The 15,875-nt window shown below is 60.9% G+C and carries 13 protein-coding genes; 6 read left to right on the top strand and 7 right to left on the bottom strand.

The genetic code is table 11. The features are described from left to right. The first annotated feature begins 42 nt into the window (after positions 1-42). Both ACTHLA_RS14135 and bla read left to right on the top strand, forming a co-directional pair. Positions 43-2,121, top strand: a complete 2,079-nt coding sequence (locus ACTHLA_RS14135) for a dipeptidyl-peptidase 5 (protein ID WP_440190584.1) — start codon at positions 43-45, stop codon at positions 2,119-2,121. Then, the gene (bla, locus tag ACTHLA_RS14130) at positions 2,121-3,026 is read left to right on the top strand and encodes a class A beta-lactamase (protein WP_440190581.1); all 906 of its coding nucleotides are present in this window, start codon (positions 2,121-2,123) and stop codon (positions 3,024-3,026) included. Before ACTHLA_RS14135 ends, bla begins: the two co-directional genes overlap by 1 nt. Here bla and ACTHLA_RS14125 read toward each other — a convergent pair. Next, complete coding sequence (locus ACTHLA_RS14125) at positions 3,021-4,400, bottom strand: protein adenylyltransferase SelO (RefSeq protein WP_440190578.1); 1,380 nt, start codon at positions 4,398-4,400, stop codon at positions 3,021-3,023. The genes bla and ACTHLA_RS14125 overlap by 6 nt on opposite strands. An 80-nt stretch (positions 4,401-4,480) precedes the next feature. On the opposite strand from ACTHLA_RS14125, the gene ACTHLA_RS14120 reads away from it, so the two are divergent. After that, entirely contained in the window at positions 4,481-6,148 is a 1,668-nt protein-coding gene (locus ACTHLA_RS14120) for a cellulase family glycosylhydrolase (RefSeq protein WP_440190576.1), read from the top strand. On the opposite strand, the gene nhaA is transcribed toward ACTHLA_RS14120, so the two are convergent. Further along, on the bottom strand, positions 6,110-7,327 hold the full coding sequence (nhaA, locus tag ACTHLA_RS14115; protein WP_440190573.1) for a Na+/H+ antiporter NhaA: 1,218 nt from the start codon (positions 7,325-7,327) through the stop codon (positions 6,110-6,112). The two genes, ACTHLA_RS14120 and nhaA, sit on opposite strands and share 39 nt — an antisense overlap. Before the next feature lie 171 nt (positions 7,328-7,498). Beyond that, complete coding sequence (locus tag ACTHLA_RS14110; protein WP_440190570.1) at positions 7,499-9,301, bottom strand: long-chain-acyl-CoA synthetase; 1,803 nt, start codon at positions 9,299-9,301, stop codon at positions 7,499-7,501. Between the two features lie 164 nt (positions 9,302-9,465). Between ACTHLA_RS14110 and ACTHLA_RS14105 the strand changes: the two genes are divergently transcribed. Next, entirely contained in the window at positions 9,466-9,690 is a 225-nt protein-coding gene (locus ACTHLA_RS14105; protein WP_440190567.1) for a hypothetical protein, read from the top strand. Here ACTHLA_RS14105 and ACTHLA_RS14100 read toward each other — a convergent pair. The 4 genes from ACTHLA_RS14100 to ACTHLA_RS14085 all read right to left on the bottom strand — a co-directional run bounded on the left by ACTHLA_RS14100 (position 9,687) and on the right by ACTHLA_RS14085 (position 14,013). Beyond that, a complete protein-coding gene (locus ACTHLA_RS14100) occupies positions 9,687-10,529 on the bottom strand; it encodes a lysostaphin resistance A-like protein (protein ID WP_440190564.1) in 843 nt (280 codons plus the stop codon). The genes ACTHLA_RS14105 and ACTHLA_RS14100 overlap by 4 nt on opposite strands. Next, entirely contained in the window at positions 10,526-12,073 is a 1,548-nt protein-coding gene (locus ACTHLA_RS14095; RefSeq protein WP_440190561.1) for a phospholipid carrier-dependent glycosyltransferase, read from the bottom strand. Before ACTHLA_RS14095 ends, ACTHLA_RS14100 begins: the two co-directional genes overlap by 4 nt. A 243-nt stretch (positions 12,074-12,316) precedes the next feature. Next, complete coding sequence (locus ACTHLA_RS14090; RefSeq protein ID WP_440190558.1) at positions 12,317-13,087, bottom strand: ABC transporter permease; 771 nt, start codon at positions 13,085-13,087, stop codon at positions 12,317-12,319. Continuing rightward, positions 13,084-14,013, bottom strand: coding sequence for an ABC transporter ATP-binding protein (locus tag ACTHLA_RS14085; RefSeq protein WP_440190555.1), 930 nt, complete (start codon positions 14,011-14,013; stop codon positions 13,084-13,086). The genes ACTHLA_RS14090 and ACTHLA_RS14085 overlap by 4 nt, the downstream gene beginning before the upstream one ends. A gap of 104 nt (positions 14,014-14,117) precedes the next feature. Between ACTHLA_RS14085 and ACTHLA_RS14080 the strand changes: the two genes are divergently transcribed. Together ACTHLA_RS14080 and ACTHLA_RS14075 are read left to right on the top strand one after the other, a co-directional pair. Beyond that, entirely contained in the window at positions 14,118-15,458 is a 1,341-nt protein-coding gene (locus ACTHLA_RS14080) for a replication-associated recombination protein A (RefSeq protein ID WP_440190552.1), read from the top strand. Between the two features lie 23 nt (positions 15,459-15,481). Then, positions 15,482-15,778, top strand: coding sequence for a DUF805 domain-containing protein (locus tag ACTHLA_RS14075; protein WP_440190549.1), 297 nt, complete (start codon positions 15,482-15,484; stop codon positions 15,776-15,778). Positions 15,779-15,875 lie beyond the last annotated feature (97 nt).

Below are 15,875 nucleotides of genomic sequence, written 5' to 3'. Positions count from 1 at the left end.
GGGCTTTAACTGACGCATCGTATCGACTGAGACAGGTTTGACATGCGCCGCCCCCTCACTTCGCTTTTGCTCGCCGCTTCGGCTTCGCTTCTGGCGCTTGGCGCCGCCCACGCCCAGGACAAGGCGCCGTTCACCTATAAAGAGATGGTGGGGCTTGACCGCATCAACGGCATGAAGGTCGATCCGAGCGGGCGCTATGTCGTCATCGACGCGCGCGCCACCGACGTGCAGGCCAATAAGGGCGTGACATCTTTGTGGCTCAAGGATCTGAAGACGCCTGACGCGCCGGAGGTCAAGCTGGCGGCCAGCGACGGCGGCGCAGGCGACGCGCAGTGGAGCCCGGATGGCAAGACGATCTACTTCCTATCCTCGCGCGGCGGCTCATCGCAAATCTGGAAGACCGACCTGACCGGCGGAGCGGCGACGCAGGTGACTGATTTGCCGCTCGACGTTTCGGCCTATCGCCTGACGCCGGACGGCAAGGGGATCATATTGTCCCTGGCGGTCTTCCCAGAGTGTAAAGGCGATGAGATTGCCTGCACGGTCCAGAAGCAGGACGCGCGCAAGGCCGATAAGGCGACCGGCATGGTCTATGACAAGCTGTTCGTGCGCCACTGGGACACCTGGGCGGACGGCACGCGCAACCATCTGTTCTATCAGGCCCTTTCGGGCGGCGATCCGGTCGCGCTGACCGATGGTTTTGATGGCGACGTTCCGTCCAAACCGTTCGGCGACGAGGGCGATTTCTTCATCTCGCCGGACTCGCAGACCGTCTATCTGTCAGCGCGTCTGGCGGGCAAGACCGAGCCGTGGAGCACCAATTTCGATATTTACAGCGTCCCCGTCACCGGCGGCGCGATGACTGACCTGACCGCCGCCAATCCGGCCTGGGACGCGGCGCCGCGCGTCTCGCCCGACGGCAAGACCCTGGCCTATACGGCGCAGAAGCGGCCCGGATTCGAATCCGACCGCTTCGACATCATGCTGCGCGATCTCAGCAGCGGCAAGGTTACGCCTCTGGCGCCGGACTGGGACCATACGGTCGCCGGACTGCAATGGGCCAAGGACGGCAAGAGCCTGCTGGTCGATTCTGACGACCACGGCAAGCACCTGCTGTTCCGCGTCGAGGTGAAGACGGGCAAGGTCACGCAGCTCTCAAAGGACGGCGACATGGTCGCCTATGAGGAGACGCCGCAGGGCCTCGTCTTCCTGAAGAACAGCCTGAAGCGTCCGAACACGCTTTATCTCGCCGCGAACAAGGCGGCCTATGTCGATGACGGCGCGAAGAACCTCACCGCTTTCGACAGCGTTCTCGATACGCTGGCCGAGGGCGATTACCAGCAGTTCAAGTTCAAGGGCTGGAACGACGAGGACGTCTATGGCTATGTGATGAAGCCCGCCAATTATCAGGAGGGCAAGACCTATCCGGTCGCCTTTATCGTGCATGGCGGGCCGCAGGTGGCGTTCGGCGACGGCTGGTCGTTCCGCTGGAACCCGGAAACCTATGCGGGCGAAGGCTATGCGGTGGTGTTTATCGACTTCCACGGCTCGCCCGGTTATGGCCAGGCCTTTACCGATTCGATCTCGCAGCACTGGGGCGACCGCCCGCTGGAAGACCTGCAAAAGGGCTGGGCCTATGCGCTGGCCAATTTCAAATTCCTCGACGGCGATCGCGCCTGCGCGCTGGGGGCGTCGTATGGCGGCTTCATGATCAACTGGATCGCCGGGAACTGGCCGCAACCGTGGAAGTGCCTAGTCACGCACGACGGCGTGTTCGATTCGCGCGCCATGGGTTACAATACCGAGGAGATGTGGTTCGAGCATTGGGAGCAGGGCGCCGATCCGTATGACGATCCGGCGGCCTACGACACGTTCAACCCGGCCCTGCATGTGAAGGACTGGAAAGACCCGATGCTGGTCGTGCATTCCGATCAGGATTTCCGCATTCCGTTGGCGCAGGGCATCGGCGCCTTCACCGCCTTGCAGGCCAAGGGCATCGACTCCGAATTCCTGCGCTTCCTCGATGAGAGCCATTGGGTGACCAAACCGCAGAACTCTCTGATGTGGCACAAGACGGTGTTCAACTGGCTGGCCAAATATCTGAAGCCGGAGGATAAGTGATGCTGTCGCGCAGGGGGGTGTTGGCGGGCGTCGGCGCGCTCAGTCTGGCGGGCTGCTCGCCCAAGGTGCGTGAGGCGATCGGCTTTGCGCAACGCATGGTCGCCATTCAGAAGCGCCACGGCGGCCAGATCGGCGTCAGCGCCCTGACGGGTGCGCAAGGCGATGGCGGCAATATCAGCATCGAGTCGGATCAGCGCTTCGCGCATTGTTCGACCTTCAAATGGGTGCTGGCGGCGGCGATCCTGCAACAGGTCGATCAGGGCAAGCTAAGCCTGAGCAAGGAGATCGCCTACAGCGACAAGGATGTGCTGTCCTATGCGCCGGTGACCAGGGCGCATGTCGCCAAGGGGCGAATGGCGGTGGCCGATCTGTGCGCGGCGGCGGTTGAACTGAGCGACAATACGGCGGCCAATCTGCTGCTGCCACTGGTTGGCGGTCCGGCGGGGTTGACTCAGTTCGCGCGGGGTCTGGGCGATGCGGTGACGCGCTTTGACCGCAACGAGCCGGAGTTGAACAGCAATCTACCGGGGGATCAGCGCGACACCACGACTCCGGCGGCGATGGCCGGCCTGCTGCGCACGGTGTTTACCGGGACGGCGTTGAAACCGGACAGCCTGACCCGGCTCAAGGGCTGGATGGTGGACTGCCAGACCGGCAAGGCGCGCATCCGCGCCGGGGTTCCGGCGGGCAGCGTGGTCGCGGACAAGACCGGCACGGGCGCGAACGGCGCGGTCAATGATGTGGCGGTGATCTGGCCTCCCAAAGGTGGACCGGTTTTTCTGGCCATCTACACGTCGGGCGGAAATCTCGACGACGCCGGGCGCGAAAAGACCATCGCGGACATTACCCGGCTGGTCTTCGATACGCTGGGCTTTATTTCCAAACTGGATTCGTCTTCTTCATAGGGCGAGGGCTTCGCGCCACACGTCGATGGCGACCAGTTTGGCGTTGAACAGGGACCAGTCGTCTTCGACGGCGATTTGTGTCCAGATCGCTTCGATCTCCTCATAGAGCAGGGTTTCGGGATCGGGCTGCTGCAGGCGCGGATGGGGCAGACGTTCTGGGCGATCGCGCGGATAGCCGTTCAACAGGGACTTGAAAGAGTCGAAGTCTGCGCCCTGATAAGAGGCGGCGCGCGGACTGGTCGTGAAACGGCCTGTCATGGCGTCATAGATCAATCCCTCGAAACTGCCGTCAAATCGCAGCTCCTGCGCCAGCTTGAAAAAGGCCGCGACCAGAGGCGCGTCATTCCCGGTCGGGATCACGCCGAGACGCGCGCAGATCGCCTGCTCCAGTTCGCTTTGATAACGGTCCGAGAAGGCGTTTAAGCTGGCGATCAGCGGTTCCGGCTCTGTGATCAGGGTCAGGCAGCGGCCCAATTGGCCGAGATTCCACAACACGGCGTCGGGCTGACGGTCATAGGCGTAAAGCCCGGAATGGTCGAAATAGGCGGCGGTGAAGTCGGGTTGATAGCGCGGCAGGAAGCGGTAGGGTCCATAGTCGAAGCTCTCGCCCGTGATGTTCATGTTGTCGGTGTTCAGCACCCCATGCACAAAGCCCGCCGCCATCCAGCGCGCGGCCAGTCGGGCGGTGTTGCTGACGACGGCGTCAAACAACTCGGCGGCGTTTGCCTTATCCGGGTAATAGTGGGCGCGGATGAAGTCGACGAGCGCACGCATCGTCGCGACGTCATTCAGATAGGCCAGCCGCTCGAACGTGCCGAAGCGGATATGGCTGTGGCTGAGCCGGACCAGCACGGAAGATCGCGTCGGGGACGGCTCGTCGCCGCGCATCAGCGCCTCGCCGGTTTCGATCAGCGACAGCGATTTCGAGGTCGGCACGCCCAGAGCCTCCAGCATGGCGGTGGCCAGAACCTCGCGCACGCCGCCCTTGAGCGTCAGGCGGCCGTCGCCGCCGCGTGAATACGGCGTGGTTCCCGAACCCTTCGTGCCGAGATCGAGAAGCCGGTCAGCGTCATCATACATTTGAGCGAACAGAAAACCGCGTCCGTCGCCGAGATCGGGATTGTAGTGGCGAAACTGGTGGCCGTGATAGCGCAGGGCCAGAGGCTGCGGCTGGTTATCGGGCAGGGGCTGAAAGCGTCCGAAATAGCCGACCCAATCGGCGTCGCTTACAGTCTCCAGCCCGATACTGTGCGCGGCGCGGGTGTTGCGGTAACGCAGGATAGTTTGCGGAAAGTTCGCGGCGGCGACCGGATCGAACAGGTCAAGGCCGCTCTGGCTCAAAAGGGGTGCGGGGCGATAGGGCATGGCTTGCATGTCGGCGCAGCGGTCGCATGAGTCAAGCTCTTGTCAGCGCTGTCATTCGCGCTTAGCCTGCGAAAAAAAGAGGAAACGCCATGAAACATCTTCTGCTCGCCACCGCCGCTCTGGCGCTGGCCGTACCCGCATACGCCGAAGGCTTTTTACACGCCAGGGATCAGCAGATTGTCGATGGCGCGGGAAGGCCTGTTCTGCTGCGCGGCATGGGGCTTGGCGGCTGGATGCTTCAGGAAGGCTATATGCTGAAGGCGGGCGGCCTGCCGCAACACGCCATCAAGGCGAAGATCGCCGAGCTGATCGGGCCGGACAAGGCCGAGGCCTTTTATCAGGCCTGGCGCGACAATGAGGTCACCAAGGCCGATATCGACGCGATGGCGTCCTGGGGCTTCAATTCGGTGCGCCTGCCGATGCACTGGAACCTGTTTATGGAGGATATCCCCGGCAAGATCGTCTGGAAGCCGGAAGGCTTCGCCATGATCGACCGGCTGATCGCCTGGTGCAAGGCCAATGACATGGTGATCATCCTCGATCTGCATGCCGCGCCGGGCGGACAGGGCAATGACCTGCCGATTTCCGACCGCGATCCGGCCAAACCGTCGCTATGGCAAAGCCCGGACGATCAGAGCAAGATGATCGCCCTGTGGCGCGAACTGGCGCGGCGTTATCATGATGAGCCGACGATTGGGGGCTTTGATCTGCTGAACGAGCCGAACTGGGGCTTTCAGGACGCTTCCGACAAGAACGGCTGCAAGGAGACGCAGAACGCTCCGCTGCGCGATCTCTATGTACGCACGATCAAGGCCGTGCGCGATGAGGATCAGAACCACCTCGTCATCATTGAGGGCAATTGTTGGGGGAATAATTACAAGGGTTTGATGCCGCCGATGGACGCTAATCTGGCGCTGAGCTTCCATAAATACTGGAACTATACGACGCCCGACACGATAGCCGACTTTGTCGCGATGCGCGCCAAATACAATGTGCCGCTATGGAACGGCGAATCGGGCGAAAACTCGAACGACTGGTTCACCCATGCGATCCGGCTGGAGGAGGATAACGGCATTGGCTGGTCGTGGTGGCCGCTGAAAAAGATCGGCATCAACAACCCGCTCGAAGTGCGTCCGAACGCCGACTATATGAAGGTATCGGCCTGGCTGAGCGGCGAGGGGCGAAGGCCTGATGCGGCGACGGCCGAGCGCGGCCTGATGACCCTGGCGACGCAGGATGTCCGCTTTGAGCATAATCCGGTCCATCAAGATGTGATCGACGCCATGTTCCGCGCTGTGCACAGCGATGCGGCCGTGCCTTTCGTCAGCCACGCGGTCGGGGCTGAGGGCGCTGTGATCCGCGCTGCCGATTATGATCTGGGGCCCGATGGCGTCGCTTATCACGACACGGTGTCGGGCAACTACTATGTCTCAACCGGCGGAGCGCATACGACGGGCAATGATGGCGGCGTCTATCGTAATGACGGGGTGGACATCGCCGACACGCCGGATGGGCCTGTGGTGACGCAGGTTCAGGCCGGGGAATGGCTGCATTATACGCTCGATGCCGCCCGGGCAGGCCGTTATGCCGTGACGGTAGAGGCCAGTGACCCGTCGGCCTTCAGGATCGAAACCGATCACGCGCCGTCGTCGGGTGTCGCGGACCTGCAGGCGGGCCGTAATGTGCTGGTCGTGCGCGCCGTGAAGGACGCCGACAGTTTAAGCGGCCTGCGCCTGACGCCGCTTGCCCAGCCATGACAGCAGGGCGGCGCCGACGCCCGCCGAGAGCAAGGATCCGGCCATGACGCCCGACTTGACGGCGATCAGGCCGCCTTCGTGGCCGCCCTCGAACGCCAGAGCCGCCATGTAAAGGCTCATGGTAAAGCCGATGCCGCACAACAGGCACACGCCGTAAAGCTGGGCGCGCGTTGCGCCGTCGGGCAGGCGCGCCAGCCCCACGATGATAGCGGCCAGACTGGCCAGAAAGATGCCGATCTGCTTGCCGACGAACAGGCCCAGCAGCGTGCCGAGAAAGCGCGGGTCGATCAGGCTGGCCCAGTTCATGCCCTCGAAAGAGAAACCTGACGCCGTGAAGGCGAAGAAGGGCAGGATCAGATAGGCGACGTAAGGGTGCAGTTCGCTGGCTATGTCCTTGACCATGCCTTCTTCGCCCGGATTGGCCGGATCGATGCTGACGCAGAAGGCTGCGGCCACGGCGGTCAGGGACGGGCTGACCCCGGCCTTGAGGCTCATCGCCCAGATGGCCAGGAAGAACAGCATATAGACGAAGAAGAAGCCGAGGCGCGTGCGCGGGAACAGATAGCGCAAGGAGGCCATCGCCGCCAGCAGGGCGACGACGACGCCAAGATACGCCAGGTCGAAATGCGAATTATAGAAGACGCCGATAATGATCACCGCACCGAGATCATCGACAATGGCCAGGGTCAGCAGGAAGACCCGCAAACTGGACGGCAGGCTCTTGCCCGCCATGCCCAGCACAGCCAGCGCAAAGGCGATGTCGGTGGCGGTTGGAACAGACCAGCCGCGCAGGTCGCCGCCGTCGATCAGATTGACGCCGAGATAGACGAGCGCGGGAACCGCCATGCCGCCCAGCGCTGCTACGACCGGCAGGGCCAGTTTGCGCGGGCTGGACAGGGCGCCGCGCACGATCTCGTACTTGATCTCAAGCCCGACGACGAAGAAGAAGATGGCCATCAGCCCTTCCTTCGTCCATTCCAGCACGCTCTCGTCGAAACGCCATAAAGGTCCGACGTCGATCTCGAAATGGTAGTTGATGAAGCCGAAATAGGTTTGCGCCCACGGCGAATTGGCCCAGATCATCGCGATCAGGGCGCACAGGGCCAGAAGGAAGCCGGAACCGGCCTCCGTCTTGAGGAAATCCAGGGTGAATCGGCTCAGGGCGGCGGGTGTTCTCATGCCGGTAAATTAGAGCCTCATGCCTAAAAGTGTAAGCACTTTTAGGAAAAACATGAGGCGTCTTAGCAAGCCTCATGCCCAAAAGTGTAAGCACTTTTGGGAAAAAACTTGAGGCGTCTTACCAGGCCTCATGCCCAAAAGCGTAAGTCCTTCTGGGCATGAGGCGACCGATTATAATCTGAGCTGGCCTGTTTCAATCGTATTGATCAGGGCGGGCGTCAGCGGCTCATAACCGCCCTTGTCGGCGCAGACAAACAGGGGGTCATGCACGCGGTTGGGGTCGAAACCTTCGCTGACCAGGTCCATCTTCTTGTATTTGAAGGTGCCGGTGGTCTCGACCTCGGTGAGCAGGCGCACGAAGACCGGGCGCGCATAGACGGGCAGGTGCGAATCGACATGCGCCTTGAACGCCGCCAGGTCGAAGCCTTCGCGTGTGATCAGCGAGACCATGCCCGCCTTGCCGTCGTGATTGATCAGCGGCACGCCATAGACAATGGCCTCCTCCACTCCCGGCGCCGAGGCGCAGTATTCGGCGACTTCGGAGGTTGAGACATTCTCGCCTTTCCAGCGGAAGGTGTCGCCGATGCGATCGACAAAATAGAGATAGCCGTGCTTGTCCTGACGCATCAGGTCGCCGGTGCGGAACCAGGCGTCGCCTTTTTTCAGCACATCGGTGAGAATCTTCTTTTGCGTCGCGGCCTTGTCGGCATAGCCGGAATAGGAGTGGCGCACATCATGGCCGATAATGCCGATGGCCTCGCCGATCTCGCCGGGCTTGCACTCCTGACACAGGCCGTTCATGCCGCGCACCGGCATTTCGCTTTCGACGTCGAAGCGCACCAGCCGGACATTGAACTTGCCGCGCAGGATTTTCGGCACGCGCCCGACCGCGCCGGGCTGGCCGTCGAGATTGAACAGGGAGACATTGCCCTCGGTCGAACCGTAAAACTCGACGATGGATGGAATTTTAAAGCGCTTCTTGAAGTGGTCCCAGACTTCCGGTCGCATGCCGTTGCCGAAGGCCATGCGCACCTTGTGCTTCGTCTCGTCATCGGGATTAGGCGAAGGCGGCGAGTTGACGAGGTAGCGGCACAGTTCGCCGATATAGACGATATGGGTGACGCGCTCTTTACGCACATCGCTCCAGAACTGGCTGGCCGAGAATTTGCGCTTGAGCAGCACGCAGGCGCCGTTCATCAGCGCCGCCCCAACGCCGCACAGTCCGCCCGTGGCGTGGTACAGCGGCAGAACGCAGTAGATCTTGTCCTCCGGCGTCATATGGCTGAGACCGGCGAAGGCCTGCATATAGAGCTGGGCGCGGGCGTTGGAAATCTTGGCCGCCTTGGGCAGGCCAGTCGTGCCGGAGGTGTAGATATAAAGCGCGACGCTGCCGGCGGTCAGGCCAGCGCGCAGGGCGGGGTCGGGGCGGACGCTGGAGACGCCTTTGATCGCCGCATCGAGGCTGCGGCAATGCTCGCTTTCGTCCTCACGCGGCAGGTCCAGCACCCACAGGGTCTGAAAGCGCGCGATCTGGCTTTCGATCTCGTCGAAAGCGGCCTTGGTGGTCATATCCACCAGGGTCAGGCTGGCCATCGAGATGTTGATGCAGTGCGCCAGACCCGAACCGGTCAGAGAATTGTTGATCAGGGCGGTGATGACGCCGACCTTGTTGAGCCCCAGCCAGATGGCGATGTAGTCGCTGCGGTTGGGCATGAACAGGGCGACCGTATCGCCGGGCTTTAGGCCGCGCTGACGCGCCCAGTGGGCGTAGCGGTTAGCCAGCATGTCGAGCTGCTGATAGGTCATGGACTTGCCCTCGAAGCTGAGGGCGGGACGAGTCGGATGCCTGTCGGCCACCGCTTCGAAATCGTCGCAGACCAGATTGTGCGAATCCGGTGAAATCTTATTCACCCGACCCAGGATGCGGATCAGGCGTTTCAGGAAGGTCAGGTCACGTTTGAGATTGGCGAACATACGCTGCGAACTCCCTGTCTGTCTCTTTTATGCGTTCGGAGGACTGTACCAAACTTTACGGAAACGTCAATTTTTGAGCAAGCCTTCGATATGGGCGACGCGCGACGCTCTTGCGTCACGCGCTGCATTTCTGTAACCCGGCGAAGATCACAGGAGAATGAAACTTGACCGTCGCTGACGCCATGGAACGCATTTACGAGTCGCTGGCCAATGATAATGCCGAGATCGACGCCTGCATCAAGAATCTGAAGGCGGCGCTGGCCGCGGAAGGCCTCAAGGAAGCCGTGGTCGAACCGACCCGTCTGGCGCAGAACAACCGTCAGGGCCGCAAGCTGATGCAGTCCTATTTCCGCAAGAAGGGTGTGACGGTCGTTTTCGCGGAAGCTTAAACAGCTTTTTTCCGCGAACGCAGCAGAAGGGCGGTCGCGGCCAGCATGGCGACGGCGCCAATGGCGGTGTCCGACCACATCAGGTCCGGCGTGTTTTGTGTAATCAGGGCAGGCGCGCCTTTGAACACGTCCTGCGCCGACACAACGATGATGGCGCCGAACAGATTGTTCATGAAGTGAACGCCATAGCTTAGAGACAGGCTGCCGGTGCGGATCGCCATGGTCGTGGCGACGAGGCCGAAGATTGTGGCGCCGACCGCCTGGGGGATGCCGTTCGGAATGTGCATGGCGCCGAAGACGAGGCTGCTTAATACGATGGCGACAACCTGATTCTTGGTCGCCAGCAGCAGGCTTTGCGACAGGTAGCCGCGGAACACGAATTCCTCGGTGAAGGTCTGGACCAGCAGGCCGACAATGGCGACGAGAACCGCAACGGGCGTCAGGCTCAGACTGAGGTGAAAACCCTTCGGACGGATCACATAGTCGATCAGGGTCAGGACAATCAGAACGACCAGCCATACGCCCATGCCGGTCAAGAAAGATCGCCAGCTCCAGGCGCCGCGTATATCGCTGAATCGCTTGCCGTGCATCAGACGGATCGCCGCCCAGAAGCCGAACAGGAACAGGGCGAAGGTCAGGCCCTGACTCCCATAGAAAACAATGGGGTGCGCGGCGGACTGCATGTCGCCGGTGATGCTGGCTGGCAGCCAGTGCAGCCAGATCGGCGCGGCCAGCAGGACGGTGATCGTCACGATCGCGATCAGGATCGCCAGCGGCCACGCCACCAGATAACGCCACCAGTTGGTCTTGCCCCGGCGGGCGAGGTCGAGCCAGATCATTTCGTCACCATGTGCTTTTTCACCGGCTGGCACACCACCAAACGGACGGGGATGTTGCGCGCTTCGCAGGCGGCGCGGGTCATCTGCTGATGGTAGGTCAGAGGCGCGTAGAACAGGAAGCTGCCCGCAATCAGCAGGCTGAGGGCGCACAAGATGCTGAAGCGGTGTTTGTCCAGCCAAGGCAGGCGCCGCATCAGCAGGCGGAAGGTCAACGCCGCCAGCATGAAGGTCAGGGCCAGGCCGATGAAATAGTGATAGATGTACATCACCCTTTGCAGGCCCAGATAGATATGGATGCCCATGAAGACGGCGTACATGGCCAGCAGGGCCTCGCTCAGATCGAGATCGCGCGTCTCCTGCGGCGTCTCATCGCGGAAGCGGCGACGGACCACCAACACCAGCGCGCCGACGACGCCCAGCAGGCCCAGCCCCCAATTGACCGGATTGCCCAGCATCTGGGTGTAGGCGGTGCGATGACCGTCGAAATCCCAGCGATAATTGATCGCCTTGGCCATGAAGGGCCACAGGATCGGCTGTGAGCCGTTCGGTTCGGTCTTCACCTCGCCGGTGAAGTCGTGCTTCATGTATTGATAATAGCCGTAAGTGGCGTGCCAGATGACTTCGGGCGACAGGCCGCGCTTATGGTGCAGATAGTCCTGATAGACCTGATCCATATAGCGCAGGTCGCGCTTGCCCGCTTCGGTGGTCGGATCGGGGGCGTTCGGATTGAAGACGACGTGCAGGCTGAAGATCAGGATCAGCATAGCGAAGAAACCGGCCAGCACGGTCCAGCCGCGCAAAAATTGTCGCCAGAAATTTTCGCGTGTGCGCTCATCCCAAAGGGCGCGCAGCAGGCTCAAGGCGCCAAGGAATAACAGAGGCAGGGAGTTGACCTTGCACATGAAGCTGAGGCCGCACAGTACGCCAAAGCTCAGCCAGGTCACAAGCGGGCGTTTCGGTTCGCGCCCGAATGTGTGCAGCCAGACCAGCACAGAGCCGAGCGTGAAGGTCATCTGATACGAATCGAGATGGGCGGCGCGGAAATGCACGATGTAGGCGTTCTCGAACACGAACAGCAGCGAGAAGACAAAGGCCTCGAACGGCTCCTGCACAAGCCTGAGCATGATCAGATAGAATAGAAGCGCGCCCGCCACCGCGAACAGGGCCGAAGGCAGGCGTATCCAGGTGAAGTCGTAGCCGTCCGGCACGACGCGCGTGTCGATCTTCTTGACCTCGGCCAGATGATGCAGGTTGAGAGTCTTATTGGCGCCCGACAGCTTCAGGCTGGCGTCCATGAACATGAAGGCCAGCGGCGGGTGCGAGGCGTATTGCGCCGTGCCTTCTTCATAGCGTTGCGCCGTGGTCAGATAATAGCTTTCGTCCCAGAAGGCATGGTTGGGATTGTTCAGGTCGCGCAGGAAATTGAAGCAGGCCAGCACCACAATCAGCGCGCCCAGTATCCACCGCAGGCTTGCATCGTCGGCGTTCCATAATCGGTCGAAAAAGGACGGCTTATGCGTAGGGTTGGAAGGGGCGGATGGCATGAGGTCTCCGTCGTTTCGCCTCTTATGCCCCATTCTCGCGGCCATGCCTATAGCGAGAAAACCAAGAAAAATCGTCCGTTGATTGCATTAATCATAATGCAACCTTTAGTTGTTATTGTCATTTTGTGTCCCGGAGGCCCCTGAGACCGGGACACATGCGGGGCGCGCTGGTTTACTCCCCTTGTCCGGCGCGCATATCACCCGGCCCGGAGCTGCTGGTCACAGTTCCGGGCCGGAGTTTTCTTATGTGCGTAACCGATAGCCGGTCTTGAATATCCAGGCGATGATCGCAATGCAGATCGCCATAAAGCCCAAAGTCATGCCCAGGCTGATCGCCATATTGACGTCGGCCTTGTCGTAGAAGGCCCAGCGGAAGCCGTTGACCAGATAGACGATCGGGTTGAACAGGATGATCTTCTGCCACAGGGCGGGCAGCATATGGATCGAATAGAAGGTGCCGCCCAGAAAGGTCAGCGGCGTGATCACCAGCAAGGGCACGACCTGAAGTTTCTCGAAACCGTCGGCCCAGACGCCGAGAATGAAGCCGAACAGGGAAAAGGTCAGGCTGTTGAGCATCAGGAAGACGATCATCCAGACCGGATGCGCAATGTGATACGCGACGAACAGGCGCGCGGTGATCAGGATGACGACGCCGAGAATCAGCGATTTCGACGCCGCCGCCCCGACATAGCCGAGCAGGGCCTCGATCACTGACACTGGCGCGGACAAAAGCTCATAAATCGTGCCGGTAAAGCGCGGCAGATAGATGCCGAATGAGGCGTTGGACACGCTTTCGGTCAGGATGCTGAGGAGAGTCAGGCCCGGCACGATAAAGGCGCCGTAAGATACGCCGTCCACCGTCGTCATGCGTCCGCCGATGGCCGAGCCGAAGACGATGAAATAGAGCGAGGTGGACAGAACCGGCGCGGCCAGGCTCTGAAACAGGGTGCGCCACATCCGGCTCATTTCGAAGGTGTAGAGCGCGCGGACGGCGTAAAAATTGAACGAACTCATGCGGCGCGGGCCTCGACCAGGTTGACGAAAATATCTTCGAGCGACGAGCGTTCGGCATTGACGCCGGAAAAGTCGATTCCCTGCTGCATCAGGGCTTTGAGCGCGTCGGCGACGCCGGTATCCTGATCGTGTCCTTCGCCGCTTAAGGTAAAGCTCAGGGTCAGACCGTCTTCGCTCAAATGCGTCTCCCGGCCAATGTCCGGCGGCGCGGCGAGGGCCTGAGTCAGGGTGATCTGCACGCGGGTCTGGCCGAGTTTTTTCATCAGGTCGCGCTTGTCCTCGACCAGGATGATCTCACCCTTATTGATCACGCCGATACGGTCGGCCATCTCCTCGGCCTCCTCGATATAGTGGGTGGTCAGGATGATGGTGACGCCCGCTTCGCGTAGGCGGCGCACCATCTGCCACATATCGCGGCGCAGCTCGACATCGACCCCAGCGGTCGGCTCATCCAAGAACAGGATGGTGGGTTCATGCGACAGCGCCTTGGCGATCAGCACGCGCCGCTTCATGCCGCCGGATAGGGTCGCGATCTTGTTGTTGCGCTTGTCCCACAATGATAAATCGCGCAGGATCTGCTCGATCAGTTTCGGATTGGGCGGCTTACCGAACAGGCCGCGCGAATGGCTGACCGTGTGCCAGACCGTCTCGAACATGTCGGTCGCCAGTTCCTGCGGCACCAGGCCGATGCGGGTGCGGGCGGCGCGATAATCCCTGGCGATGTCGAAGCCGTCGGCGATCACCGTGCCGCCGGTCGGCCGCACCAGCCCGCAGACAATGCCGATCAAGGTGGTCTTGCCCGCGCCATTCGGGCCAAGCAGGGCGAAGATTTCGCCGCGATTTATGCTGAGATCGACGCCTTTCAGCGCCTGAAATCCGCCCTTATAGGTCTTTTCCAAGCCTGTTATGGCGATGACCGGTTCCATGCTGTGTCCTGTACGGTAAGCTGTGCCGCCTCCATATAGGCGCGCCCTGCCAGAATGCGACAGGGGTATGGCAAGCGGATGATTCATGTTCTATATGTGTTCTTATGACAAGCGATCTTTTCGGTGACGCCGAGCCTCAGGCGAAAACCTTATCTGTCGATGATGCGTCCAAGCCGCTGGCCGACCGGTTGCGCCCGCGCGCGCTGGATCAGGTGGTCGGGCAGTCGCATCTGCTGGGCGAAGGCGGGGCGATTTCGCGGCTGGTCGAGCGCGGCTTTCTGCCCAGCCTGATCCTGTGGGGGCCGCCGGGCGTCGGCAAGACGACGATTGCGCGCCTGCTGGCCGAGGCGGCGGGCTACGAGTTCCAGCAGATTTCGGCGGTTTTTTCGGGTGTCGCCGATCTGAAAAAGGCATTCGAGCAGGCGCAGGTCCGGCATCGCATGGGGCATCGCACGGTCCTGTTCGTCGATGAGATCCACCGTTTCAACCGCGCCCAGCAGGACAGTTTCTTACCCTATGTCGAGGCAGGCGTGGTGACCCTGATCGGGGCCACGACCGAAAATCCGTCGTTTGAGCTGAACGGCGCGCTTTTGTCGCGCTGTCAGGTGTTTGTGCTGAAACGGCTGGATGAGGCGGCGCAGGATGAGATCATTGCGCGCGCCGAAGGTCATATCGGCCATAAATTGCCGCTGACCGACGAGGCTTACGAGACGCTGAAACTTCTGAGCGATGGCGACGGGCGCTATCTCCTGAGCCTGATCGAATCGCTCGACCATATGGGCTTTACCGAAGCTTTGAGGCCGGATGAACTGCTGGCGCAGTTGCAGAAGCGGCGTCCCAATCACGACAAGGACCGCGAAGGCCATTACAACCTGATCTCGGCCCTGCATAAGTCGGTGCGCGGCTCGGACCCGGATGCGGCGCTGTACTGGCTGGCGCGGATGCTGAACGGCGGCGACGATCCTTTGTTTATCGCGCGCCGGCTGATCCGCATGGCCTCAGAGGACATCGGCAATGCCGATCCGATGTCGCTTTTGATGTGCCATGCCGCGCGGGATACCTATGAGGTGCTCGGCTCGCCTGAAGGCGAACTGGCTTTGGCCCAGGCTGTGGTGCATATGGCCTCGGCGCCGAAATCGAATGCGGTCTATACCGCCTTTAAAAAGGCGACGATGCTGGCGAAGGAAACCGGCCATCTCGACCCGCCCGCCGTGATATTGAACGCGCCGACCAGACTGATGAAGGAAATCGGCTACGGCAAGGGCTATATTTACGACCCGGACGATCCCGACGGCTTTTCCGGCCAGAACTATTTTCCCGACGGCATGAAGCGACCGGTCATCTACGACCCGGCGGGCAGCGGCCACGAAGGCAAGGTGCGGCAAAGACTGGACTACTGGGCCGACCTGCGGCAAAAAAAGCAAAAGGCGCGGGGCGAGGGGTGACGGCGTAAAGGGGGAGTAAACAAATGGGTACGCTTTCAATCTGGCATCTTCTATTTCTCGTCATACTCGGCTTGCCGGGCTTTCTGCCATTGCTCGTCAAGCCCTCCGGGCCCAACCGTTTTGGGCCGCCTGCTTCGCCCGTGAAATTCTCTCAGGCCTTCAGTCTGTGTATGCGGAAATATGTTGATTTTACCGGCCGGGCCAGGCGATCCGAATATTGGTGGTTTTATCTTGCGACTTTTTTGATCTCCTTAGTGATCAGTTTTGTCGTAAGCTTAGCCCGCTTCATTCATCGTAACGCGGTTCTCATTTCGATTTAGTTTGGGGTTTATACGGTCGCACTTTTCTGTGTCGTGTTTTTCGCCACGCGCTTGGGACTGATTTTCCTCTGATCGGGTTGATGGTTAGGGCGACGTC

Origin of the sequence: Asticcacaulis sp., assembly GCF_051956075.1 — a bacterium.
Lineage (GTDB): Bacteria > Pseudomonadota > Alphaproteobacteria > Caulobacterales > Caulobacteraceae > Asticcacaulis.
The sequence above is the reverse complement of the archived record's forward strand: the minus strand, read 5'-3'. Positions and strand labels throughout refer to the sequence as shown.